This is a genomic window from Pseudomonas agarici (assembly GCF_900109755.1).
Lineage (GTDB): Bacteria > Pseudomonadota > Gammaproteobacteria > Pseudomonadales > Pseudomonadaceae > Aquipseudomonas > Aquipseudomonas agarici.
Window position 1 is genome coordinate 98,242 of sequence record NZ_FOAR01000005.1, and the last position, 23,883, is coordinate 122,124.

The window sequence follows — 23,883 nt, forward strand, 5'->3', positions numbered from 1 at the left end:
CAACGGGAGTACTTCTATGTCGTCCTTGAAGCTAGGCGTGATCGGCACCGGTGCCATCGGCCGCGATCATATCCGTCGTTGCAGCCAGGCCTTGCTCAACAGCCAGGTGGTGGCGGTCACCGATATCAATCTGGAACAGGCGGCCAAGGTAGTGGCTGAGCTGGACCTGGTCGCTGAGATCTATTGCGATGGTCATGCGTTGATCAACGCGCCGGAAGCCGAGGCGGTGCTGGTGACGTCCTGGGGGCCGAGCCACGAGGAATTTGTCTTAGCGGCGATTGCCGCTGGCAAGCCGGTGTTCTGCGAAAAACCCCTGGCGGTGACCGCCGCCGGATGTCGCAAGATCGTCGAGGCCGAGATCGCCCATGGCAAGCGCCAGGTCCAGGTCGGTTTCATGCGTTCCTACGACCAGGGTTACCGAGCCCTCAAGGCGGTGATTGACAGCGGGCAGATCGGCGAACCGCTGATGCTGCATTGCGCCCACCGCAACCCCACCGTGGGTGAGAACTACAAGACCGACATGGCGATCACCGACACCCTGATCCATGAACTGGATGTGCTGCGCTGGCTGCTGGCCGATGACTATGTCTCGGTGCAGGTGGTGTTTCCACGCAAGTCGCCTAAGGCCTTGCCTCATCTCAAGGACCCACAGATCGTTCTGCTGGAGACCGCGCGCGGTACCAGGATTGATGTTGAGGTCTTCGTCAACTGCCAGTACGGCTATGACATCCAGTGCGAAGTGGTCGGGGAAACCGGTATCGCCAGGTTGCCGGAGCCCTCCCAGGTGCAGTTGCGCAGCCAAGCCAAGCTGTCCAACGCGATTCTGATGGACTGGAAGGATCGCTTTATCGCGGCATACGACGTCGAGTTGCAAGGGTTTATCGATGGCGTGCGGGCCGGGCAGGTCGGTGGCCCATCAGCCTGGGACGGCTTCGCCGCAGCGGTGGCGGCCGATGCCTGCATCGAGGCGCAGAACAGCGGCGCGATTGTGCGGATCGGTTTGCCACCGCGTCCGGCGTTTTATAACTGATCCGGGTGGCTGGCACCGAGCTGCCTTGCATCGTGCAGGCGATGAGCCTCGACAGGCCAGGGAGCAATGTGCAGGTCATGGCCCAACTGAGCAGCCCGGTGTCTGCGCTGATTGATACGTCGCTGCAAGATCATCGGGCCGCTAGCGCATTGGGGCGGGCGTGGGGAACTCAGTATAAAATTCACCAGGGCTGTCGGCGCATGCAAAGTTGGTCAATAAATAAGCGGATTCTCGCAAATCGGACGATACTCCCGCAGTTTTGTTGGCTATGTCACAAAATTCGAATGGTCAAATTGACAAGCTGGTTACTTCCTGGAGTAAACTACCGAGCTTCAAGGCGCTGATAAAGCTTCAATAACTGTCGAGTGCCTTGGAAGTTAAATAGAGTGTCCACAGCTTTTCACAAGCTTTCACAATTTCACTGATGTGATTTCAGTATCACTGTTTTCATGCGATATATCGGCAAGCCATTGTTGGAGTTTAGCCTTGGTGTATGCATCAGCCCGATATCTTGCATGATGCCGATGCCTGTAGCGCCACAGGGTGAAATCACTCTCGAAGGCATTGCCTGAGCTGCCATCCTGCAGCCAGACCCCGTAGTACCGAGGCCCTAATACTGGCACCCATGCCACCGTCGGCTACTGGCCTGGGCCGCTCGCCCGTTCAGATCGTTGGTGGCAATCGCTTTTCGCCCCTGTCTTCGACGCCACCACACGCCGCCTGGCGGTTGACTCCCGTTGTAGCGGATCGACTGTCGATGAAGCCATTATTTCGATAATTAGTATCCTCCCCAGTTCTATATTCAGAAGCGCACTTCGGTTAACCACTAGTTATCGGATGAGCATTGGTTCTCCACAAGTTTTCACAAGCTTTCACAGCTTCTTTCAATTTCATCTGAGTACTATGCAACGCATGCAGACCAACGGGGTCAGGTTCAGGAGAAGGTTATCCTCGTTCGTGATTACCAGTAGTTTGCATAGCTTTCAGTTTGCAATAGTGCAACTGAAGGAACTTCTGACCGAGACTAGGAGATACAAAATGAGCGACGTCCCACCAGTAAGCTCCGGCAACGCAGACGCAGCCATCGCCAAGATGCAAGCAACTTTCGATATGGCAATCGAGAAGTCTGCAAAAATCACTGAATTGTCCACTGCCAAAAAAGCAGAGCTCGACGCTACCAAACAGCGTCCGTCCAACTGAGTTGGCTCGCGAGCGGCGCCTGGCGCCGCTCGCCTGTTCAGACTGATTGTCGCAATGGCACTTAACTTACACCTTATCTCATGTGAATGGTCTGCGGTGCCGGCTCAAGGCCTGCCGAAGACGGTTCACCGTTCCTGATCGGTGCATTTGCTACATGGCCCGCTGCGGTTAGCGGAGTAGATGGTGGTAAGTCCAGTCATGACAGCCCTGATATCCCGACCTTCGAGCGCCGCCAGCGGTTTGCCGCTTCTGAGTATCACCCAAGGGGTGCATCAGGGGGTATCGCTGGTTCTGGAGGCACCGACCTACCTGATCGGCGGCGCCGTAACGGCTGATCTGATGCTACGCGATTCAGGCATCGCTGCGGAGCATCTGCGCCTGCGTTTCGACGGTGCCTACGTTGCCATCGAGGCTCTGGGGGGTGACATAAGGGTCATCGGCGATAGCGCACGCAGCGTGACGGTCCCCTTGGGTAATGGCCATCGGGCGCGAATGCCGCTGCGGATCCTGCTGGACACCGTCGAGTTGCAACTCGCCTTTGATCGCGAGCCCTTGCCCCCGCTGAGTGTCCGCACGCCAATTGCCAGTGCACCGAACAGCGTCACCAGTAGTGGTTGGCGCTGGATTGCTCTGGGTTTACTGGCGGTCTGTGCTACCACCGCCTTTGCGTTACGCAGTGAGCCGCTACCTGTTGTCGATTCGATCAGCGTGGCTTCTCCCGCCGAGCTCGGCGTCGGCCAGCCTGCGCTAACCCTGGCCGAAGCCAAAGGGTATCTCGATAACGGTTTGCGTGCGGCTCGCCTGAGCGGCATCACGGTGCAGCTCAAGGAGGGTCAGCTACTGGCCCTTGGCTCGTTCGACGCTACCCAGAAACCGCAATGGATCGCCCTGCAGAAAGGCTTCGACAGCCGTTATGGTCGCACTTTCATCCTGCATCAGAACGTCAGTGTGCGCGAAGGCGTGGCCGCACCACGGGTACGTTTCCAGGCTGTTTGGTTCGGCGCCAATCCTTATGTGGTCAACGACTCCGGCATGCGCCTCTATCCCGGTGCCGCGTTGCCGGACAATTGGGTGATCGAGCGGATTGAAAATAACGAGGTTGTCCTCGCTCGTGGCGAAGAACGCTTCACCTTCACTTTATGACCCGCACCATCCGAAGGAAGCGTGAACGATGAGAATTGTCGATCGCCCGTCAGTGCAACTGACCGACAAAACCGCTGCGATCCAAAGCATCAATGCCGTTAGCCAGCGCCAGGCGGCGAGCTTCGAGGCGGTTCTGCGCAAGCGCGAGGTGCGAGCCCGTCAGGCCCTGCGCGGACACACCAGCGAAGCAGACGCGGCGTCGAGTGTCAGCCCCGAACTGTTCGGCAACGGTCGTTCCCTGGAAATTCTGCAACGGGTGCTGGAGCAGGTCTTGCCAGCCCTGGATTTCGAGCCACAAGTGCGTGAGATGGCCGAGGACTTTATTCGTGAGGAAATCGAAACCCGCCAGCAAGTCGAACAGCAGCGCGCCGAGGTACAGGTGTCATGAACCGTGAAGACGAGGACCTTGCCGCGTTGCTCAAGAGCATGGGCGAGTTGTATCGGCGCAACGGCCAGACCCCGCGCGCTCTGGTGATGCTGCTGATCGCCGTGCAGGTTTCACCACGCGACGGTGAACTGCTGCGCAGCCTGGCCATGGCCTTTACCGATGCTGGCGATGGGCTGCGCGCCCTGGCGGCACTGGATCGCCTGCGCGCTCTGGAGGGCGAGTCTCGCGGCGAGCTGCTGCTGCGCAGCCGGGCGCTCTGGGTGGTGGGCAACGAAGAGGATGCGCGGCTGTGTTTCAAACGTTACCTGGCGGCGCGGAGGGCCGAACAATGAACTTCAGCCAGCAACTCAATAACCTGGCCCGACGCGCTTCTCAGCGCAGCGACGTGATCATTGTCGCGTTCATGTTGATGGCCATTGTGATGATGATCATCCCGCTGCCCACCTATATGGTGGACATGCTGATCGCGCTGAACATCGCCCTGAGCATCCTGATCCTGATCGTCGCGTTCTACATTTCCCATTCGGTGGAGTTTTCCGCGCTGCCACCGCTGATCCTGCTCAGCACGCTGTTTCGCCTGTCACTGTCGATCACCACCACGCGCCTGATCCTGCTGGACGGCAATGCCGGACATATCGTCAAGGCCTTCGGCGACTTTGTGATCGCCGGGCAGGTGGTGGTGGGCTTGGTGGTGTTTCTGATCATCACCGTGGCGCAGTTTGTCGTCATCACCAAGGGCGCCGAACGGGTGGCCGAAGTGGCGGCGCGTTTCACCCTGGATGCGATGCCTGGCAAGCAGATGAGCATCGACAACGATTTGCGCAACGGCGATATCGACCAGGCCGAGGCGCGTCGGCGGCGTTCGCGGCTGGAGCGGGAAAGCCAGATGTTCGGCGCGATGGACGGTGCGATGAAGTTCGTCAAGGGCGATGCCATCGCTGGCCTGGTGATTCTGCTGGTCAACCTGCTGGGCGGGATGCTCATTGGGATGCTCGAACGCGGCATGAGCTTCGCCAATGCGGTGCACACCTATTCGTTGCTGACCGTGGGTGACGGCCTGATTGCGCAGATCCCCGCGCTGCTGATCTCGGTGGCCGCCGGCACCGTGGTGACCCGAGTCAATAGCGACGGCGTGCAGGGCGACCTCGGCACCGAGATTGTCCGACAACTGGGTGCCAGTCAGCGCGCGCTGATTCTGACCGCGCTGATTCTGGCCGGGGTTAGCCTGTTGCCGGGTTTTCCTTCGGCGATCTTTATCGGCTTGGCGCTGATCATCGGTGGTGCGGTGTTCGGCTTACATCGCCGTGATCGGCTGAATGCTTCGGCGGAGATCGAAGAGCAGGCTGAACTCATCAGCGAGCCGCAAGCCGAAGCGTTGGCGCAGCCCTTGCCCGAGTTGGTGCCTGATAGCCGGGTCCTGCTGGTGCTGGGACCCGCCCTGGCTGAAGTCTCGTCACTGCATTCGTTGCGCCAGAAGATCGAAGCTCTGTGCCATGAGATTCGTAACGACCTGGGGGTGGACATCCCGCTGCCCGGAGTCTATGTCGACAATGCCCTGGGCGCCGAGCATTTTCGGGTCGAATTCGAAGGTGTCCCCGTCAGCGAGGGTCAACTCCCCGCCGGTCGTTTGTTGCTGCAGGACGACTCGGTACACCTGAGCTTACTGGAAATCCCCGGACTGGAAGCCGACTCACCGTTGTCCCGGCGTCCGGCACAGTGGGTCGAGGCGAGCCACGAAGAAAACCTGCGTAGTTCCGGTACCGCCTTCCTGTTTCCCGACGAGGTCCTGCGCGCGGTGCTTGAACGCAGCCTGCGGCACTATGCGGGGGATTTTCTCGGTATCCAGGAAACCCGCCAACTACTTGCTCGCCTGGAGTCCGGCTACGGCGAGTTGGTCAAGGAGGCCTTGCGCGTGGTGCCGTTGCAGCGCATGGCCGAAACCCTGCGTCATGTGGTCGCCGAGGGCGTGTCGATCCGCAACCAGCGAGCGCTGTTGGAGGCCATGGTGGAGTGGGGCGCCCGTGAAAGCGATGCCGCTCGGTTGGGCGAGCATATGCGCGCGGCGTTGGCCCGGCAGATTTGCCATCAATACGCCGACCGTAACCGGGTCATCAGTGCCTTTGTGCTCTCGCCGCCGTTGGAGGAACAGTTGCGTGCGGCCCTGCGCCGGCCAGAGCCGACCCGGGAGCTGGTGCCGGAAGAGATCAACCGCTCGCTGATCAGCCAGCTACGCCAGGCCTGCGACAAGCTCCCGGCCCACAACCGCACCGTGTTGCTGGTCCATGCCGACTTGCGCCGAAGCATGCGTCGCCTGGTTCAGCGAGCGCAAGTCGAGCTGCCAGTGCTGTCGTTCCGCGAACTGACCACCGAATACAACCTGCAAGCTCTGGTTACTCTCGGCCTGCCCGATGCCGCTTATCGCCGGAACACCGCCGGTGCCTCGGTCACCTCTTTAGCGAGCGCTTCATGAGACGATTCCCTCCACTCTGGCTCCTCCTTTTGATCCTGCTGGCGCCTGGTCTGCAAGCGGCCCAGGACATTGCCAGCGGCAGCCATGGCAACCTCGACCTGGCGGCCGGGGAGGGGCGTATCCTGCATTTCAGCGTCCCTGTCGACTCGGTGATGGTTGCCGACCCGGCGGTGGCCGATGTGCAAGTGGTATCGCCCGGACAGATCTATGTGTTCGGCAAGAGCGTCGGCCAGACCAGTCTGATCACCCTGGATAGCGCCGGCAAAGAGCTGGCCTCGCTGATCCTGGCGATCAGCACCGGTAGCCAGGCCGTCGCGCAACCCTTGCGCGAGCTTCACCCCACCAGCACGGCACGGATCAGCGGCGCCGGCAACCGGATGCTGGCTCAAGGCAACGTCGGCAGCGTTGCCGAGGCCGCAGACTTGAATGCCTTGCTCGATCCCCGCGGGCAAAATTTCCAGGGCAGTGTCAACGGTGCGACCTATCCCGGTTCGGCCCAGGTCAATATTCGTGTGCGCTTTGCTGAAGTCTCGCGCTCCGAGTTGCTGAGCTACGGGGTCAACTGGAATTCGCTGTTCAATAACGGCACCTTCTCTTTCGGCCTGATCACTGGCAGTTCGCTTGCCACCAGTGCGATATCGGGCTCAAGCAACGTGATCAGCGGCGGGCTCAGCTCCGGTAACGTGAATATCGACGCAATGCTTGAGGCATTGCAAAGCAACGGTATCCTGGAAATCCTCGCCGAACCGAATATCACTGCCATGACCGGCCAGACCGCGAGCTTCCTCGCCGGCGGCGAAGTACCGGTCCCGGTGCCGGTCAGCCGTGACCTGGTGGGGATCGAATACAAGTCCTTCGGCGTGTCGCTGCAATTCAACCCGACGCTGCTACCCAACGGCCGGATTGCCCTGCAGGTACGGCCCGAGGTCAGCAGCTTGATGGACAGCAACCCCGTCACCATTTCCGGCATCCAGGTGCCATCGTTTCGGGTCCGCCGGGCCGACACGCGGGTCGAGGTCGGCAGCGGCCAGACCTTCGCGATCGCTGGCTTGTTCCAGCGCGAGACCAGCCAGGACGTCGACAAGCTGCCGATGCTCGGCGAGTTACCGGTACTAGGCAACCTGTTCCGCTCCAAGCGTTTCCAGCGCAATGAAACCGAGCTGGTGATCCTGATCACTCCCTATCTGGTGGAGCCGGTACGCGGTCGTACCTTGGCGACACCGCTGGACGGCATGCAGGGCACCACCACGGCCTCCGCCGGACCGCGCAGCGGCGGCGCGTTCGGCTTCTACATGAACTGATCCGGGAGTCGAGACTATGCAAAGCCTGTCGTTTATACCCGTCCTGGCCTCGCTAGTGTTGCTGGGCGCCTGCAAGACCCATCTCGAACCGGTGGCCTATTCGGCGGATTACCTCAGTGCCCGCGATGCAAACGGGCGCGCCGGGCTGATCCCGGTGGAGTGCCAGAAACCGCCGCGAACCAATCGGGAAGTGGTAGGGGATGAGCCGGATCTGAGCTCGACCTTGCCCTTGGGGTGCGCCAACAATCTGAATCTGTTGCAAATGGTCGAGCAGCGCCAGGACCTGGTTCAGGGCCGCAGCACCGGCCCGACCATGGCCGCGCCAGTGGGGCGAGCGGCGCAGATCTATATCGAAGGACAGGACCGGCAAAAGCAGGAGCGCCGCGAAGCGGTGCAGGAAGCCCAGACCAGCACCGGGGCCGCTCAATGAATGGGGGCGGATCAGTGACTGTCGATCAACCCCAGCTCGCGTGCCTGGGCGGCTGGATCGGCGATGGCCTTGATGCGTCGGGCTTCGACCAGCAGCCGTTGCTGCTCGGCCGGCGCAATATCGTCCAGCGCCAGCGTGCTCAACTGCGCTTCACGCCCGGCCAGTACCAGGATCAGCAGTTCGTTGCGCTGGTGCCGAGGCTGCGCCCGAGGCGATTGGCCGACCTGACGAATACTGCTCAGGGCCTGATCGGCCTTGCCGCCCAGGACATAGGCCAGGGCCAGGTTGCACTGAGTATCCAGGTCAGTAGGGGCCAGGGCCAGGCTCTTGCCGAAAGCCGCCTGGGCGTCTGCGGTCTGGCCGCGCAGTACCTGAGCGATACCCAGCCGATTGTAGGCCTGCGGCGTGTTCAACGTGCTCGCCGCCTGGGTCAGGGCAACCGCCGCGCGGTCGAGCTTGCCTTGGCGCAGTTGCGCCGTGCCCAGCCCCAGCAGCGCGACGGGGTCGTCACGCTTGAGCTCCAGGCCCTGCTGGAAAGCGCGTTCGGCAGCCCGCGCATCGCCACTGTCGAGCCGCGCCTGACCGAGCTTGCGCCAGGCCTCGATCTCGGCACCCGGTTGGGCCGCAGCTTTTTCATACAGCGCCGCCGCCGTGCCCGGATCGCCACGACCGTTGACGTCATTGGCCAGGCGCATGAACCGCTGGTAGCTGTCACCGCCGCCGGTCGCGTTGTCAGGGGTGTTGGCACAGGACACCAGCAGCAGGCTGCTCAACAGCAACAGGGCGGACGGGAAAGGCTTGGGCAAGACTGCAACTCCTCAGGCAAGGGGGAACACATGACAACTTGGACGGCGAGTGTGACACCCGAAAGTCATTTTATCGACCCTGAAATGCGGTCCGATTGTTTTATGTCCGAAGCCATGGAAAACGTCTTCGGGGATTGTAAGTGCTCTCAGTGGCAAGCGAGGTTTCAGGGCGGGTGTTCGATCCCTCTGCGGGGAAATGGCGTCCATGATTAATCTGCTGCGATTGCTGGTGGGGTTTGTAGCGCTGATCGGTGCGCTTGCCCAAGCGGCCGACGAGCCGGCCTGGTATGCCCAACCCTATGCCTATGTGCTGGTCGACCAGGACATACGCGGTGCGCTGGAGGAGTTCGGGCACAATCTTGAACTGGTGGTGGTGATGTCCGATAAGGTCCATGGCAAGGCTCGCAGCCATATCCAGGCCAAGACCGCCGGCGAATTTCTCGACCTGATCACCGACGCCAATGGTCTGACCTGGTTCTTCGACGGCAATGTGCTGTATGTCAGCACCGACGAAGAAACCGCCACCCGCCTGTTCAAGACCCATGGAGTGGGCCGTGAGCAACTGCAGGCCTACCTGGACGATCTCGATGTCTTCGGCGAGCACCTGTCGACACATGCGGGACCGCTTGACGACGAACTGTTCGTCTCCGGGCCGCCGGCCTATCTCATGCTGATCCAGCAACACCTTGACCTGCAGCGTCCTGCCGCCGTGCCCGTGGCGGCTCGCGAGCGAGGCGTGCGGGTCTTTCGTGGCAACACAGTCAGTACCGAGTGACCTTGCAATCCGTGACCCCCAAGCAATCCCACTTGAAGGAGATACATCATGGCAGTCAATCCAATCGAAGGCGGCGGTACCCCTGCCGTCGACGCACAAAGTAAGTTCGACGCGGCGGTCGACAAGGCCAGCGACACCAGCGGCGACGACCAGCAGCTCACCGACTTTATGGTCCAGGGCGCCATTCAGATCGGTGGGCAATTCATCATCATGCCGCGCCTCAATGAGCTGCTCAACGACGCCATGGCGGACGACGACGGCGACGAATGATCCCCGGCCCTAACCTACCAGAGGTAACACCATGACAGTGAGTCTAGCGGCGACAACAGCAACAGCGGCGGCGCCGCCTGCCGGAGGGCAGGGTGGCCTCGTGGCTTCGCAGAATCTCTTCGAGCACATGGCCAACAGTGCCAAGAGCTCGATGCCCGAAGGTGCAAGCCCGCACCAGATCGGCAGCAACCTGATGGAGCGCCTGAACGGTTTTATCGACCGTTCGCGGACCTTTGCCGAACGGGCCGATGCCCTGAGCAACGGCTCGCCGATGAGCAATCCACCAGTGGCGAGTCCGACTGCCGCCAGCGGCAGCACGGCGAGTGGCGCCGGCACCGAATCGACAAAGAAAGTCACCGACCAGCACCTTGACCAGGTCGTGCATTCCCTCAGCCGAATGTTCGACTACTCCATCGAAACCCAAATGGTGGTTCGTGGCGCCACGCAGATCTCCGGTGCCGCCAATACCTTGTTGCGAGGGCAATAAACCGATGTCCAGAGCCCAGCGCATATTGCGCTTCGTCATCGTCCTGGTCACCGCCTGTCTGCTCCAGGCCTGCGACATGGACCTCTACAGCAACCTCGACGAGCGTGAGGCCAACGCAATGGTCGCCGTGCTACTGCGCGACGGCGTCCCGGCCAGCCGCAAGGTCCAGGATGACGGCCGCATCACCGTGGTGGTGGACAAGGATCGCTTTGCCCAGGCCATGGCACTGCTCGACGCCGCCGGCTTACCGCTGCAGAACTTCTCCAATATGGGCGAGGTGTTCAAGGGCAACGGTCTGGTGTCGTCGCCGGTCCAGGAACGGGCGCAGATGGTCTATGCCCTGAGCGAGGAACTGTCGCACTCGGTGTCGCAGATCGACGGCATTCTTTCGGCTCGTGTGCATGTGGTACTGCCAGACAACGACCTGCTCAAACGGGTGATTTCACCGTCGTCTGCCTCGGTGTTGGTGCGTTATGACCCTGGCGTGGATATCGACCCGCTGATTCCCCAGATCAAGACCCTGGTGGCGAACGGTATTTCCGGGCTGAGTTATGACGGTGTCTCGGTGACGGCGATCAAGGCCGCCGCCGTGCCCGGCAAAGGCCAGGGCCAACCGCCGCTGGCGCGTTTCATGGGCCTGTGGATAGTCGCCGATAACCTGGCCTGGGCTTGGTTGTTATTCGGCGGCCTGCTGCTGGCGATTGTCGGGCTGGCCTCTGTCCTGTTGTGGCGCCTGCGCCGGCAACGCGACGCGATCGCCCTGTACCCGCTGAAGGAAAGCCCATGAATTCGTCGTCGGAACTGCTCGAACGCTGGCAGCAATTGACTGCTCACCCGCTGACCTTTATCGGCCTTGAAAGCCTGGCCGAATGTTTTGCCGGCGCGGTTTCGAGCGGACAACTGCACGCCTTGCGCAACCTGTCGCGCTTCGAGGCTCGGCTGCTGCGGCGGCTGCACGAGCGTTTCGCGTTGTTGCCCTGGACCGAAGTGCCGAAGCCCGATCCTGCTGACCTGCCGGTATTGCTCTTGAGCCCTCAGGCGTTTTCCCGCCTGGCCAGGCTCTGCGGTGCCATCTGGCATGGAGCGACCCTGCGCCGGGAGATTCGCAGCGAGGTGGTCGGCGAACTACACCAGCGCCTTGGCTCCGAGGTATTTACCCACGCCATGAGTTTGCCGACTCTGGCCGGTGCCGCCGATCTGCTGCGCGAGCCCGCCGAACTGGTGGAGGCTATTGATCGTGACGGTCAGACTTGTGTTGCCGCCTGGCTGCATCAGCAACCCGAATCTCTCAAAGGCTGGCTGAGCCTGCGCCTGGACTGCCCGCAGTTCGACCAGGCACGCCTGAGTCGAGATATCGATATCGTGCGCCGCGCCGCCGCGCTGCTGTCCGCCGAGGAAGGTCCCGATAAGGAGAGCCCAGATGAGTGAGCTGCCCAGTCGCCCGACCGGGCGAATCCTAAGGGCCGCCGAAGCGGATGCCTGGAGCAATGGTTTCGCCTTTCTCCAGGCCGCTCGCGATCAAGCCCTGGCGATTCGCAACGACAGCCAGCAGTGGCTGGCCGACGCCCGCGCCGAAGGCTTTGCCAGCGCCGAACGGCAAGGGGCCGAACAGGCGGCGCTGCTGCTGCAGGACACCGCCCGGCAAGTCGACGCCTACCTCCACGGCCTGGAAAGCGCATTTGCCGACCTGGCGCTGAACATTGCCCGCGAGGTGATGGGCGAGCTGGACGCAGGCGAGCGAATCCTGCGGTGCACCCGCCAGGCCATGACCGCTTTTCGCCAGGATCAGGCACTGACTCTGTACGTGGCGCGCGAGCATCTCGACAGCGTGCGTCAGGCGCTGGCGGTCGAACCGCTACCGACGCCCGGCGTCGCCGTGGAGGCCGATGACCAACTGACTGCTGACCAGACGCGCCTGAGCAGTCCGGTCGGCTCCGTGGAGCTGGGTCTTGACGCGCAACTGGCCGGATTGCGCCGAGGTCTGTTACCCCAGTCCGAAGAGACCCTGGCATGAGCGCGATCCTCGACAACCTGCTACCGCGTCTGCAATCACGTCTGTCCGGTGCGCGTCCACGGCCGGTCAAGGGCACCATTCGCAGTATTCGCGGGGTCCTGCTGCGAGCCAGTGTCGCCGGTGTGCGCATCGGTGAACTGTGCCGACTGCTCGACCCCAGCAGTGGCCGTAGCCTGGCGGCGGAAGTCATCGGTTTCGACGCTGACGAGGCGATCCTGTCGCCGATTGGCTCGATGGAAGGCCTGTCGACCCGCACCGAAATTACCGCCACCGGCGAAGCCCTCGGCGTGGTGGTCGGTGATGGGCAACTGGGTCGGGTCATCGGCCCTATGGGCGACTTTCTCGATGCCGATGGCGAACTGCCGGGCGGCCTGTTCGAAACCTACCCGTTGCATGCCGAGCCGCCACCGCCCTTTACTCGGCAACTAATCGTGCGGCCGATGTTCCTCGGCGTGCGTTCGATCGATGGCCTGCTGACTCTGGCCCAAGGCCAGCGCATCGGGATTTTCGGCGAGCCGGGGGTGGGCAAGTCCTCGCTGCTGGCTAGCATCATTCGCAACAGTGAGGCCGATGTGATTGTCATCGGCCTGATCGGCGAACGCGGGCGCGAGGTGCGCGAGCTGCTCGATGTACAACTCGACGCCACGGCTCGGGCGCGTACCGTGGCGGTGGTGGCGACTTCCGACCGACCGGCGGCTGAGCGGGTGCGCGCGGCGTTTGTTGCCACGGCCCTGGCTGAATATCATCGCGACCAGGGACGGAATGTGCTGTTGCTGATGGACAGCCTGACTCGCTTTGCCCGTGCTCAGCGCGAAATCGGCCTGGCGGTGGGCGAACCGCCGACCCGCCGGGGTTATCCGCCGTCGTTCTTTTCCGCCTTGCCACGCCTGCTCGAACGTGCCGGACCGGCGCCACGAGGCAGCATTACCGCGCTGTATACGGTGCTGACCGAAGGCGACGCGGCCACCGACCCGGTGGCCGAAGAGGCTCGCTCGATCCTCGACGGGCACATTGTCCTGAGTGCCGAACTGGCGCAACGCAACTATTTTCCGGCAGTGGATGTGCTGCGCAGCCGCAGCCGGCTGATGGAGCAGGTGGCGAGCAAAGAACACTTGCACCTGGCGATGCGGATCCGCGAGCTGATGGCCCGTCATGCCGAGGTCGAGATGCTGATTCGCATCGGCGAGTACGCCAGCGGCAGCGACCCTCTGACGGATGAAGCGATTGCCCGTCACGCCGACATCGAGGACTTCCTGCGCCAGGGCCCCCACGAATCCAGTAACCAGGCCGAAACCCTTCACCGCTTGCATCAGGTACTGTCATGAAAACCAAAACCTTGCAGAGTCTGCAGAGCCTTCGAGTCCTGCGTGAACAACGCGCCACCACCGCTTTGGTGGCCCAGCAGCAACGGGTCCGAGAAACCGGCAGCGAACGCGATCAGGCCAAGGAACGGCTGCGCCAGCACCGCGAATCCATCGCCCACGAAGCCGAGGCGATCTATGCGGCACTTGAGGGTGGTCTGTCGGTGGCCAACTGGCAGGCCGCCCAGGCACGCTTGCAAGATCTTGCCGAGGGCCAGGACGTGCTGGAAGAGCAGGTGGGTGAAGTGTCGCACAAGCTACAGGCCGAAGAACTGCTGCGCGATGCCTGTCAGCGCGAGCGGCTGATGCGCCAGCGTCAATCCGAAGCCTGGCAGACCCTGGTGGAACGGCGCGAACGGATGGAGCAGGGTATGCGCGAGACCCGTGAAGAATCGGATCTGGCGCGGTCTGCCGTGGGCTCCGGCTCATGACGTGCCAGGAACCCGGACCTCGGCTCGAGACTCGCCCGGTCAAGCCTCTGGTCGACAGCCTGAAATTGATCGACCCGGTACTGGTCAAGCTTATCAACCGTCTGCATCAACGGCGTCAACCCTGGGTCGGTGAATGGGCAGGACAGGCGCTGACGGTGGAATGGGCCAGCCCTGGTGGAGCTCTGCCGGGCAGCAAGGAAGTGCTGTTGACCTTGGAGCATGAGCCGCTGCGCCTGCTGGTGCCGGCCCAGGTCTTCGACGGCCTGCTCGGCGATTTGTCGGTCGATTCGCCAGCCACGGGGCTCGATCCGCTGGCCATGACGCTGTTGACGGAAATGGCGTTGCTCGCACTGATCGAGCCGATCGAGACACGGCTGCGCAAGCCAGTACAGGTCACCGTGCGCTCGCGTTTGCCACGGCCGCCGAATTTCGTCGTGAGCCTGACCGTCAGCATTCGCCTGGGCGATGCGCCGGCTTTTGCGGTGGTCGTGGAAATGACGCCGATCTCCGCGCATTGGGTCGCCTCGCTGTTAGAGGAAAACCTGGCGAAGCGGGCCGATCCGCTGCCACAACTGTGCCTGAGTGGGCGCATCGAAGCCGGTCACGCACCATTGCGCCTGAGTGACTTGCGCAGCCTGCAACCGGGCGATGTGGTGATGCTCGACTACCTGCCGGCCGACCAATTGCGCCTGACCCTGGCCGAGCGCCTGCAAGCCAGGGGCCGCAGCGACGGCAGCCGTTTCTGTTTGATCGAAGCACCGCAACCGATACCCCCTGACATGGAGAATGCAATGAGTGATCTCGACAGCAGTGCCAGCCTGGACAGTCAACTGGACGACCTGCCGCTGAAATTGGTGTGCCAGGCCGGCAGCGTCGAGGTATCGCTCGCGCAGTTGCGCGAGCTGGGCGCCGGTAGCCTGTTGCTGCTGACGCCGCCGGTGCTGGACGGTGTCGACCTGCTGGTCAATGGTCGCAAGCTGGGCCAGGGGCAATTGGTACGCATCGGCGACGGCCTGGGTGTACGGATCCTGAGTTTCGCCGCGCCATGACCGGCTACCAACCCAATCTGATCGAGATCATCCTGGTGGTGGCTACCATCGGGCTGATCCCGCTGGCAGTGGTGACCCTGACCGGCTTCATGAAGATCTCGGTGGTGCTGTTTCTGATCCGCAACGCCCTCGGTGTCCAGCAGACGCCGCCTAACCTGGTGTTGTACGGCATTGCGCTGATTCTCTCGGTGTATGTGACCACGCCGCTGATCGGCGATATGTACCGCCAGGTCGAGGGCCACAGCATCAACCTGGAGCACGTGGAGGACGTCAAGGCCCTCGGTGATGCCCTGCGGCCACCCCTGCAGGCGCACCTCGCGCGCTTCGCCAATGTCCAGGAGCGCGGCTTCTTTGTCCAGGCCACCGAGACTATCTGGTCGCCAGAGGCTCGTGAACAGCTGCGCGACGACGACCTGGTGGTGCTGATTCCGGCCTTTGTCAGCTCGGAGCTGACCCGTGCCTTCGAAATCGGCTTCCTGCTGTACATCCCGTTTCTGGTGGTGGACCTGTTGGTGGCCAATGTGTTGATGGCCATGGGGATGTCGATGGTTTCGCCGACGCTGATCTCGATTCCGTTGAAAATTTTCCTGTTCGTCGCATTGAGTGGTTGGTCACGTCTGATGCACGGCCTGATCCTCAGTTACGGGAGTTGACCCATGGGCCAGGACGTATTTCTCGGGCTGATGAAACAGGCACTGATGACGGTGTTGCTGCTGTCGGCGCCAGCACTCGGAGTGGCAATTATCATCGGCCTGAGTGTCGGGCTGTTTCAGGCCTTGACCCAGATTCAGGACCAGACCTTGCCCCAGGTAGTCAAGCTGGTGGCGGTGTTGCTGGTGATTGTGTTTGTCGGGCCGTTGTTGGCCGGGCAGGTGATGGAACTGGGCAACCAGGTGCTGGACAACTTCCCGCTCTGGACCCGGTGAGCGGTATGGAAGCCAACCTCGCCAGTGCCTTTGTCGAAGTCGCTTACCCCGTCATCACTTCGGCGGCCCTGGCGGTCTGCCGAGCCACCGGTCTGGTGCTGATCACCCCGGCGTTCAATCGCCTGGGCCTGACCGGCATGATCCGCGGCTGTGTCGCCGTGGCGATCTCGATCCCGATGTTCCTGCCGGTGTTCGAAGCCCTGACCTCCATGGGCGAGCACGGCAGCCTGTTCCTCGTCGGGCTGATGCTCAAGGAACTGCTGATCGGATTGACCATCGGCCTGCTGTTCGGCATTCCGTTCTGGGCCGCCGAGGTCGCTGGCGAGCTGATCGACTTGCAGCGGGGTTCGACCATGGCCCAGTTGGTGGACCCGCTTTCGGTGGGCGAAGCCAGCGTGATGGCCACCTTGCTGACAGTGATGATGATCACTCTGTTCTTCATGTCCGGCGGGTTTATCTTGATGGTCGACGGTTATTATCACAGCTACCAGCTATGGTCGGTGACTGCCTTTACACCGTTGTTCGCCAGTCAGGCGCTGATGGCGGTGCTGTCAATTCTCGACCAGGTGATGCGGATCGGTGTGATGATGATCTCGCCGCTGGTGATTTCCCTGCTGGTGGCCGATATGATGCTGGCATTTCTTTCACGGATGGCGCCGAACCTGCATATATTCGATCTGGCATTGTCGGTGAAGAACCTGGTGTTCTCGGTGCTGATGGTCATCTATATCAGCTTCCTGATCCCGCTGATGCTCGATCAGTTGGCCGAATTTCGTGGTGCCTTCGAAGTGCTCAAAACCTTGAGCGGAGTGACGCCATGAGCGAGACCAGCGAGGAGAAGTCGCAACCGGCCTCGGACAAGAAACTCCAGGATGCGCGCAAGAAGGGCCAAGTCGCCAAGAGCCAGGACCTGGTTTCGGCAATGGTGATTCTGTGTGCCTCGCTGTATATCTCGGTCACCATTGCTCGGGTCCAGGGCCAGGTCAGCGCGTTGATCGACCTGACCACCCAGGTTTACATTGAGCCGTTCAATACTGTCTGGCCGCGTTTGCTCGATACCGCACAACAGCTCTGGCTGTCGGTGACTCTGCCATTGGTCGCGGTAACAGTCGGGGCGGTGGTGCTGACCAACGTCGTGACCATGCGCGGTTTTATCTTCTCGGTGGAGCCGCTCAAGCCCGAGTTCAAACGTATCAACCCAGCGGAGGGCTTCAAGCGGGTCTTCGCGGTGCGTAACCTGGTGGAGTTTCTCAAGGCACTGATCAAGGTCGGCCTGCTCGGACTGGCGTTCTACGTGGTCGGGCGGCATGCCCTGCAAGCGCTGATGGATTCCTCGCGCTGCGGCGCCGGCTGTATCGAGGCGACGTTCTACCTGATGCTCAAGCCGCTGGTGTTCACCGTGGTTGCCGCCTACCTGGTGATGGGCGCGGTGGACGTGATGATGCAGCGCTGGCTGTTCGGGCGCGACATGAAGATGACCAAGAGCGAAAGTAAGCGCGAGCGCAAGGACGTCGACGGCGATCCGCTGATTAAGGGCGAGCGTCGGCGCCAGCGCCAGGAAATGCAGGCCATGGCCAGCAAGCTGGGATTGGGGCAGGCATCGTTGATGATTGGCACCGGCGATGGCTGGCTGGTGGGCGTCCGTTATGTCCGTGGCGAGATGCCTGTGCCGGTGGTGGTGGCGCGAGCGGCGGCGCAAGAGGCGGCGCAGATGCTCGAAGAAGCGACAGCCTTGAACATTCCCCAAGCCGTGGATGCGGAACTGGCCGGGGCAATTGCCAAACGTTCGGTGGTCGGCGAGCCGATTCCAGAGAACACTTTCCAGGCGGTCGCGTTGTTGTTGGTAAATGCGCGGTTGATCTGATGCGACGGGTCAGCGAAGCGGCTCGCGACATCACTCTGGTGGCTCTCATCGCCAAGGTCATGCGAGGAGCCGCTTCCCTTCGGTTTTTACCGGACACGAGTGACGCGCAACGTGGGCACGATTGACCCTGTCGCTTCAGTCATTGGCCGGCGCCGACGCAGCTCCTCAAGCCGCGCCAGGTCGTTGTTGATTCGTCCGATCCAGAACCTCGCGCCTTGGTAGGTCGCTTCGGCTCGTGCCTGGTACAGCAGCGAATGAGCCAGCTCGCTGGCGGTGGCGGCGCCTTGTGCCAAGTGCAGCCGGGCCTTGAGCCGCAGCAGTTCCGGCAGGTACCAACGCTCGTGGCGGCTCAGGGTCAATTGCAAGGTGTGCTCCAGCACTTCGAGCCCGACATCGCCCAGACCGATGGCCGATAGGCCGAGGGCGTATTCACCCTGGAAAAAACTGAACAACGGGCCGTCCGCTTGCAGGCGCAGCAGCCGAAGTGCTTCACCGAGCTGGCGTACACCGCGTTCTTGCTGATTCTGGCGGATCAACAGAATACTTTCGAAACAGTCGCCGAACAGTCGCCAGATATGCAGGTCGTGCTGGGTCGTGCTGTCCTGTAGCAGGCTCAGGTAGCAGGCGGCGCTTGGCAGGTTGTCGGTCAGTAGCGCGATCGGTAAGGTGCTCATGCAGAGGGTGTACCAGAGCGTTGCCGGATGATTGAGCTTCAGAGCCTTTTCCACATTGCTGTCGAAGGTGAACATCGTTTCATCGACCCGACCTTCGAGCAGCGAGATGTTGGCCTTCAGGCAGTAAGCAGCGATGCGTTGGTCGAAATGCGCCTCGATGACGTCCGAGTGCGAGACACAGGGCGTATTGATCGCCTCGTCGATATTCTGCCGTGCGCCGGCCAGGTCGGCCATGTAGAACAGCGTCGTGGCGAGCATGCGCTTACCCAGCAAGGGGGAGTCGTCGATCCGTTCCTGTTCGGCCAGCAGGATGTAACGCTCCGCCAGCTCCAGTGCTTCGCGATACTGATTGGCGGCGCAGCGATCGGACCACAGTCCCCATAGCGCCTTGAGTTTGTGTTCGGTATCCCCAAGGATCTGAGCATCCTCGCGCACTTGCCGCCAGGCCCCGCGCACCGGCTCGCCGGCACCGTAGGTGAGCATCAGCACAGTGGCCAGCGCGGTCATCAGTTGCATGCGCCGACGAGTCGCCGGATGATCGAGATCGCGGTTTTCCTCCAGACCGCGCTCGACCTGGCTCCGGCATTCGTTGAGCAGGCCCAGGCGCAGCCACAAGGGCACCGCCACCAGGGTGATTTCCACCGCCAACAGATGCTCCGCGGCGCCGTAGGTCCAGTCGAGGGCACTGCGCACCGCGTTGATTTCCGGGCCGTAAAGGGCAATCCAGGCTGCGGGTGAAAGGCTGTTGAGTTTCTGTCCGGCTTCCGCGAGTAATTGCCGGGTAAAGAGTGCATGGCGCTCATGCGCCAGCCCCGCCTCGTCGTGCTCGGCCAGTTTCTCCAGTGCATAGACCCGGGTGGTTTCCAGCAAGCGGTAACGTTTGACGGCTTCGTCTTCGCGGGCGCTGAGTAGGGATTTTTCCATCAAGCTTTCCAGCAACGACAGGGCATTGTGATCCTGCGGCTCCTGGTGGTGGATCACCGCACGGACCGCGGCGAGGGTGAAGGGACCGGTAAACACCGCCAGTTGCCGCAACATGCCTTGTTCGGCTGGGCTGAGAATCGAATAGGTCCAGTCCAGCGCGGCCGCGAGGCTGCGGTGGCGGGGCATGGCAGTGCGGCGACCGGTCATCAGCAAGCGGAAACTGCCGTCAAGCAGATTCACCAGGTTGGGAATGCCGAAGGTTCGCACCCGTGCGGCGGCGATTTCAATCGCCAGCGGGCTGCTGTCCAGTTTGCGGCAGATGGCGCACACCGCCGCGACATCGGCCTCGCCGAGGGTGAAGCTGGGATCATGGGCCTGGACTCGCTCGACAAACAATTGAATTGCCGGATAAGCCAGGGCCTGCGCGGCGTTCAAGTCGCTGTCCGCCATCGGCGTGGGCAGGGAATCGAGAACTTGCACCGATTCTCCGGCAGCCCGCAAAGGCTCGCGACTCGAGGTCAACACGCAGCATTGAGGTGCTTGGCGCAACAGTTGTTCGATCAGCCCGGCAACGCTCTCCAGCACCGGCTCACAGTTATCGAAGACCAGCAGCAGACGGCTGCTGCTCAGCGCACTGATCACGCCGCGCAATGGGTCGTCGACCATGGCGTTGAGGCGCAGGGCCGAGGCCAGCATGCCGGGAATCAGATGCGGCGCGGTGACAGGCGCCAGATCGATAAAGCAACTGCCCTGAGGAAATTCATCGGCCAGGGCATTAGCCACCGCCAGAGCCACGGTGGTTTTGCCGATGCCACCAGGGCCGGTCAAAGTCACGAAACGGCGGCTGATCACCTGTTCGCAGAGCTCGCGAATCACCTCTTCACGGCCGATAATCGGCGTCATCAGTGCGGGTAGTTCGGATTTCACCGGCGATTTCACCTCCACAACCGCTGTATTGTCGCCTACGCTGTCGTACTGGGTGACAGGTGCGATAAACCGGTAGCCACGACCCGGCACAGTGGCGATGTAAGCGAAATGGCCGTCATCACTGAGCGCCCGCCGCAGGGCGACGATCTGGGCCCGCAGGTTGCATTCCTCGACCACCATCTTTGGCCAGGCAAAGGCAATCAGTTCGGTTTTCTCCAGCAACTCTCCAGCCCGTTCGACCATGGCAATCAGCAAAGCCAAGGCCCGGCTGCCTAGAGTGACCGGCTCGCCGTCTTTCAACAGCAGATGCTGTCGTGCCAGCAAGATGAAGGGACCGAAACAGATCGCTCCTTGCTGCTGCATGTGGCTGAGGAGGGGGACGTCCATATTGATAGGGCTGTTGCTCAACTTCATGTGGGCACCGTTTATTGAGTTTTTCGGCAATCAGGCGCTTGCTTTTTTATGGGTACGTTGCATGGTGTACAGGGCGCAGGGCACGGCCCAGAGCCAGCGCAGCAGGCTTTATTTAGATGAATGTATTCATGCTACGCGAGCGTATGGGCAGTTGAGGTGGATCGGTCAGCTCGACGGGGGACGGCCCGACGACGGCGAGGCGTTGCTGCGGGCAGCGCGCGGTAGGTTGGCTGGCGAAACCTGAAGCCTGCAGGAGGCAGGAGGCTGCAACAAGAAAACGGAAAAGTGGCGTGTTACCGGAATCAGCGTGCTCATCGTCTTACCCTCCATGGGCGGATCCAGTTCGTCGAGGCCAGTTTTCGAACGTTGCTCGCGCAATGCCAAGGCAGAGACAACAGGATCGCCGTGAGATGTTGGACCATCAAAAACCATGATCAACATCTTCGTACCTCACAATCAATCGGCTTTTCCGGTTCCACTGAAGCCGTCGGCCAAGGGCTTGCAAAGGCGTTTTTTGTTTGGGGTGGAAGCAAGCAGGTTGTGTGCCATTGCGTGAAAAGTTGTATCTGAAAAGTAACAATATGAAATTTAAAGTAATAATTACACGGCAATGAATTGTTGAATTTTTTTTTGTTCGGGAGTCCGAATCAAATAAATGCGGGGTGTTCGGAAAGCCGACTACTCACTGTACCTCGACAGCCGAAAAGTGTGGTCAAGCCGCCTGAAGCCGTGAGAAACAATATCTCCGGTTTGTGAGCCAGGTCTCATTCAAACCTGTGAGCGCAACCCGTTAACGACACGTGATCGAGCGGCTCAACCACTAAGAGGGCCACGAGATGAGCCCGGTGCCCGCTAACATCGATTCAAGGTTGCAGCAGAATCGCTTCGGCCAAATCCTGATCACTGGCGACCAGTCCCGGATGTTCCTGGCGGATCTGCTTTAGAGCCGCTTCCAGGTAGGCACCACGAATCGCGCCACCGCTGGCGATAAAGCTGGAGGCATCATCGTGGGAAGGCGCCACCAGCTTCTTGTCCTTCTTGAAGGTGGAATACAGCGAGGCGGAAACCCCGGCTGAGGTCGCCACATCGCCTGCATCGACGTCGGCCTGGGCATAGCTGACGGGGAGCAAGAGAGCAACGCAAAGAACCAGCACCGCATTACGCATGATTCTAGACTCCTGAAAAGAGGGAGGTGTTCCGTAGTAGAGCGTAGTTGCTGATTGCCGCTGGCGTTGCCCGCTTATCGGGCGCCGACCGCCATGAGCATCACCTGGGCCTGTCAGCGTGTTAGGGCGGACACGGTCGCTACTCGCTTTGCTGTGCCATTTTGTCGCACCAACCGACGCAAACAGGGCGACAGTGGTAAATTGCCTGCCATGATTTCCTTTCTTTCCCTTCGAACCTTCAGGCGCCACTCGGCAGCCTGTCTGAGCCTGTTCGCCATGCTGCTGGTGTTCGCCGGGCCGTTGATCGGACAGGCGAGCGGCGAGGTCCATGGCACGCCGGTGGATCCGGACGATATCTGCGGCGCTGTACCAGGCGGCTATATTGCCGGCGCCGACCTGACATCCGAACACGGTACCGATCCGGATTCCCAGCGCATCCGGCACTGGGAAAAGTGCGGCTACTGCTCGCTGCTATTCCAGCATCCGGCGCTGGCCGACTCTAATGCCGCCCTGGGTTACTTGGGCATCTGGCCGATTAGCCGGCCAACCTCGACCTCCGGCCCACAACGGATTGCCGCGCCCATCTTTCCCGGCTCCCGGTCACGGGCACCGCCGTCGCGCGCCTGATCATCGTTGCCAATCGTTGTCGGCTCCGACCTCGAAGGCTCCTTGTTGGAGCCATGGGGCACGACAGCCTGCGTTGCACAAAGGCTACCTAGAGGACCCTCTACATGAATGAATTACTGACTCGCCGCCAGGTCGTTGCCGGCCTCGGGCTCCTGAGTCTTGGATTGCTGGCCGGTTGCGACAGCTCTTCCAAACTGTCGTACAAGTACGGCAAGGACCTGAGCAACGAGATCCTTGGGCGCAAGTTCAAACTCAAAGACACCCAGGGTAATGTCACTCTGCTCGGCAGCTTCGGCGGAATGATGCCGATGATCTTCTTCGGCTTCACCCAATGTCCGGCCGTGTGCCCGACAACGCTGGCCCGAGCCGCTCGCGCCAAGAAGCTGATGGGTCCCGATGGCGACCGTTTGCAGGTGGTCTTTATCACTCTCGACCCGGAGCGCGACACGCCGCAGGTGCTCGACGCCTACGTCAAGGCTTTCGACCCAAGCTTCGTCGCCCTGTATGGCACCCTGGAGGAAACCGCACAAACGGCCAAGGAGTTCAAGGTGTTCTATGAAAAGATCCCCGCTGGCTCCACCTACACGCTGTCCCATACCGGCACCAGCTTTGTCTACGACTCCCGTGGCCAGCTGCGCCTGGGGCTGTCACCGTCGCTGTCGGCCCAGCAATGCGCAGAGGATTTGCTCACCGTCATGTCAGTCTGCTGATCTGCTCTAAAATTACTCGAGATATTTAAATGAACTCTTTGAAATATATTGCTTTTCCATTTTTTTTCATGCTGAGCCTGCAAGTTTCGGCCGAGACATTAGTGGAGGATGCGTGGGTCCGCGCCACGGTGCCGGGCCAGCCGTCTACCGGTGCGTTCATGCGTATTACCTCGACTGAGGGCGGCAAGCTGCTTGAGGCCAGTTCACCGGTGGCCAAGACTGTGCAGATCCATGAATCGAAGATGGAAAACGACATCATGAGCATGCAGCCTGTGCCGTTTGTCGTCCTGCCGGCCGGCAACGTCGTCAGCATCGCCCCCGAGAGTTATCACGTGATGCTGATTGACCTGATCGGACAGGTGAAGGAAGGCGATAGCGTGCCACTGACCCTGGTGGTGGAAAATGCCAAGGGTGTGAAGGAGTCGGTCGAGGTCAAGGCCACGGCACGGGCACTCAACGAAATGCCCATGCACGATCATGGTGATATGCAGTAGGC

At 61.3% G+C, this 23,883-nt stretch carries 27 protein-coding genes; 24 read left to right on the plus strand and 3 right to left on the minus strand.

The window, feature by feature from the left end:
• Positions 1 to 16 precede the first annotated feature (16 nt).
• The 8 genes from iolG to BMX68_RS06585 all read left to right on the plus strand — a co-directional run bounded on the left by iolG (position 17) and on the right by BMX68_RS06585 (position 7,962).
• Positions 17 to 1,030 (plus strand): bifunctional inositol 2-dehydrogenase/D-chiro-inositol 1-dehydrogenase, encoded by a 1,014-nt coding sequence (gene iolG, locus BMX68_RS06550; RefSeq protein ID WP_074861958.1) that lies wholly within the window; start codon positions 17 to 19, stop codon positions 1,028 to 1,030.
• 1,038 nt (positions 1,031 to 2,068) lie between these two features.
• On the plus strand, positions 2,069 to 2,230 hold the full coding sequence (locus tag BMX68_RS25845; RefSeq protein WP_017128419.1) for a hypothetical protein: 162 nt from the start codon (positions 2,069 to 2,071) through the stop codon (positions 2,228 to 2,230).
• A gap of 198 nt (positions 2,231 to 2,428) precedes the next feature.
• Positions 2,429 to 3,373, plus strand: a complete 945-nt coding sequence (locus BMX68_RS06560; RefSeq protein WP_017133795.1) for a SctD/MshK family protein — start codon at positions 2,429 to 2,431, stop codon at positions 3,371 to 3,373.
• A gap of 28 nt (positions 3,374 to 3,401) precedes the next feature.
• On the plus strand, positions 3,402 to 3,761 hold the full coding sequence (locus BMX68_RS06565) for a hypothetical protein (protein ID WP_017133796.1): 360 nt from the start codon (positions 3,402 to 3,404) through the stop codon (positions 3,759 to 3,761).
• On the plus strand, positions 3,758 to 4,093 hold the full coding sequence (locus BMX68_RS06570; RefSeq protein WP_017133797.1) for a hypothetical protein: 336 nt from the start codon (positions 3,758 to 3,760) through the stop codon (positions 4,091 to 4,093). Before BMX68_RS06565 ends, BMX68_RS06570 begins: the two co-directional genes overlap by 4 nt.
• Positions 4,090 to 6,231: a type III secretion system export apparatus subunit SctV gene (sctV, locus tag BMX68_RS06575; protein ID WP_017133798.1), complete on the plus strand. Its 2,142-nt coding sequence runs from the start codon at positions 4,090 to 4,092 to the stop codon at positions 6,229 to 6,231. The genes BMX68_RS06570 and sctV overlap by 4 nt, the downstream gene beginning before the upstream one ends.
• Positions 6,228 to 7,532, plus strand: coding sequence for a type II and III secretion system protein family protein (locus BMX68_RS06580; RefSeq protein ID WP_026013383.1), 1,305 nt, complete (start codon positions 6,228 to 6,230; stop codon positions 7,530 to 7,532). Before sctV ends, BMX68_RS06580 begins: the two co-directional genes overlap by 4 nt.
• 16 nt (positions 7,533 to 7,548) lie before the next feature.
• The gene (locus tag BMX68_RS06585; RefSeq protein ID WP_017133800.1) at positions 7,549 to 7,962 is read left to right on the plus strand and encodes a hypothetical protein; all 414 of its coding nucleotides are present in this window, start codon (positions 7,549 to 7,551) and stop codon (positions 7,960 to 7,962) included.
• Positions 7,963 to 7,973: 11 nt separating this feature from the next.
• Here BMX68_RS06585 and BMX68_RS06590 read toward each other — a convergent pair whose 3' ends face one another.
• Positions 7,974 to 8,768: a tetratricopeptide repeat protein gene (locus BMX68_RS06590; protein WP_017133801.1), complete on the minus strand. Its 795-nt coding sequence runs from the start codon at positions 8,766 to 8,768 to the stop codon at positions 7,974 to 7,976.
• Between the two features lie 205 nt (positions 8,769 to 8,973).
• Between BMX68_RS06590 and BMX68_RS06595 the strand changes: the two genes are divergently transcribed.
• From BMX68_RS06595 to BMX68_RS06655, 13 genes are read left to right on the plus strand one after another with little or no spacing between them, the layout of a single operon-like run.
• Positions 8,974 to 9,543, plus strand: coding sequence for a hypothetical protein (locus tag BMX68_RS06595; protein WP_017133802.1), 570 nt, complete (start codon positions 8,974 to 8,976; stop codon positions 9,541 to 9,543).
• A 48-nt stretch (positions 9,544 to 9,591) separates the two neighbouring features.
• A complete protein-coding gene (locus tag BMX68_RS06600) occupies positions 9,592 to 9,813 on the plus strand; it encodes a hypothetical protein (protein WP_017133803.1) in 222 nt (73 codons plus the stop codon).
• Between the two features lie 31 nt (positions 9,814 to 9,844).
• Positions 9,845 to 10,300, plus strand: a complete 456-nt coding sequence (locus tag BMX68_RS06605; RefSeq protein WP_026013385.1) for a hypothetical protein — start codon at positions 9,845 to 9,847, stop codon at positions 10,298 to 10,300.
• Between the two features lie 4 nt (positions 10,301 to 10,304).
• Positions 10,305 to 11,087 (plus strand): type III secretion system inner membrane ring lipoprotein SctJ, encoded by a 783-nt coding sequence (gene sctJ / locus BMX68_RS06610; protein ID WP_017133805.1) that lies wholly within the window; start codon positions 10,305 to 10,307, stop codon positions 11,085 to 11,087.
• The gene (locus tag BMX68_RS06615) at positions 11,084 to 11,728 is read left to right on the plus strand and encodes a hypothetical protein (RefSeq protein ID WP_074861963.1); all 645 of its coding nucleotides are present in this window, start codon (positions 11,084 to 11,086) and stop codon (positions 11,726 to 11,728) included. The genes sctJ and BMX68_RS06615 overlap by 4 nt, the downstream gene beginning before the upstream one ends.
• Entirely contained in the window at positions 11,721 to 12,314 is a 594-nt protein-coding gene (locus BMX68_RS06620) for a FliH/SctL family protein (RefSeq protein ID WP_017133806.1), read from the plus strand. Before BMX68_RS06615 ends, BMX68_RS06620 begins: the two co-directional genes overlap by 8 nt.
• Complete coding sequence (locus BMX68_RS06625) at positions 12,311 to 13,639, plus strand: FliI/YscN family ATPase (protein ID WP_060782436.1); 1,329 nt, start codon at positions 12,311 to 12,313, stop codon at positions 13,637 to 13,639. The genes BMX68_RS06620 and BMX68_RS06625 overlap by 4 nt, the downstream gene beginning before the upstream one ends.
• The gene (gene sctO, locus BMX68_RS06630; RefSeq protein WP_017133807.1) at positions 13,636 to 14,106 is read left to right on the plus strand and encodes a type III secretion system stalk subunit SctO; all 471 of its coding nucleotides are present in this window, start codon (positions 13,636 to 13,638) and stop codon (positions 14,104 to 14,106) included. Before BMX68_RS06625 ends, sctO begins: the two co-directional genes overlap by 4 nt.
• Positions 14,103 to 15,155 (plus strand): type III secretion system cytoplasmic ring protein SctQ, encoded by a 1,053-nt coding sequence (gene sctQ, locus BMX68_RS06635; protein ID WP_017133808.1) that lies wholly within the window; start codon positions 14,103 to 14,105, stop codon positions 15,153 to 15,155. Before sctO ends, sctQ begins: the two co-directional genes overlap by 4 nt.
• Complete coding sequence (gene sctR / locus BMX68_RS06640) at positions 15,152 to 15,808, plus strand: type III secretion system export apparatus subunit SctR (protein ID WP_017128407.1); 657 nt, start codon at positions 15,152 to 15,154, stop codon at positions 15,806 to 15,808. The genes sctQ and sctR overlap by 4 nt, the downstream gene beginning before the upstream one ends.
• Positions 15,809 to 15,811: 3 nt before the next feature.
• Complete coding sequence (gene sctS / locus BMX68_RS06645) at positions 15,812 to 16,081, plus strand: type III secretion system export apparatus subunit SctS (RefSeq protein WP_017128406.1); 270 nt, start codon at positions 15,812 to 15,814, stop codon at positions 16,079 to 16,081.
• A 5-nt stretch (positions 16,082 to 16,086) separates the two neighbouring features.
• Positions 16,087 to 16,902, plus strand: coding sequence for a type III secretion system export apparatus subunit SctT (sctT, locus tag BMX68_RS06650; protein ID WP_017133809.1), 816 nt, complete (start codon positions 16,087 to 16,089; stop codon positions 16,900 to 16,902).
• On the plus strand, positions 16,899 to 17,945 hold the full coding sequence (locus BMX68_RS06655; protein WP_017133810.1) for an EscU/YscU/HrcU family type III secretion system export apparatus switch protein: 1,047 nt from the start codon (positions 16,899 to 16,901) through the stop codon (positions 17,943 to 17,945). The genes sctT and BMX68_RS06655 overlap by 4 nt, the downstream gene beginning before the upstream one ends.
• Positions 17,946 to 18,031: 86 nt before the next feature.
• Here the strand turns inward: BMX68_RS06655 and BMX68_RS06660 are convergent, their stop codons facing one another.
• Positions 18,032 to 20,884 (minus strand): ATP-binding protein, encoded by a 2,853-nt coding sequence (locus tag BMX68_RS06660; protein ID WP_176987671.1) that lies wholly within the window; start codon positions 20,882 to 20,884, stop codon positions 18,032 to 18,034.
• 863 nt (positions 20,885 to 21,747) lie between these two features.
• On the minus strand, positions 21,748 to 22,050 hold the full coding sequence (locus BMX68_RS06670; RefSeq protein WP_017133813.1) for a DUF2388 domain-containing protein: 303 nt from the start codon (positions 22,048 to 22,050) through the stop codon (positions 21,748 to 21,750).
• A gap of 210 nt (positions 22,051 to 22,260) precedes the next feature.
• On the opposite strand from BMX68_RS06670, the gene BMX68_RS06675 reads away from it, so the two are divergent.
• From BMX68_RS06675 to BMX68_RS06685, 3 genes are all read left to right on the plus strand, one after another.
• Positions 22,261 to 22,677, plus strand: coding sequence for a DUF2946 domain-containing protein (locus BMX68_RS06675; protein WP_074861989.1), 417 nt, complete (start codon positions 22,261 to 22,263; stop codon positions 22,675 to 22,677).
• A 104-nt stretch (positions 22,678 to 22,781) separates the two neighbouring features.
• The gene (locus tag BMX68_RS06680; RefSeq protein WP_017133815.1) at positions 22,782 to 23,387 is read left to right on the plus strand and encodes an SCO family protein; all 606 of its coding nucleotides are present in this window, start codon (positions 22,782 to 22,784) and stop codon (positions 23,385 to 23,387) included.
• Between the two features lie 68 nt (positions 23,388 to 23,455).
• Positions 23,456 to 23,881, plus strand: a complete 426-nt coding sequence (locus BMX68_RS06685) for a copper chaperone PCu(A)C (RefSeq protein WP_081503069.1) — start codon at positions 23,456 to 23,458, stop codon at positions 23,879 to 23,881.
• Positions 23,882 to 23,883: the final 2 nt, after the last annotated feature.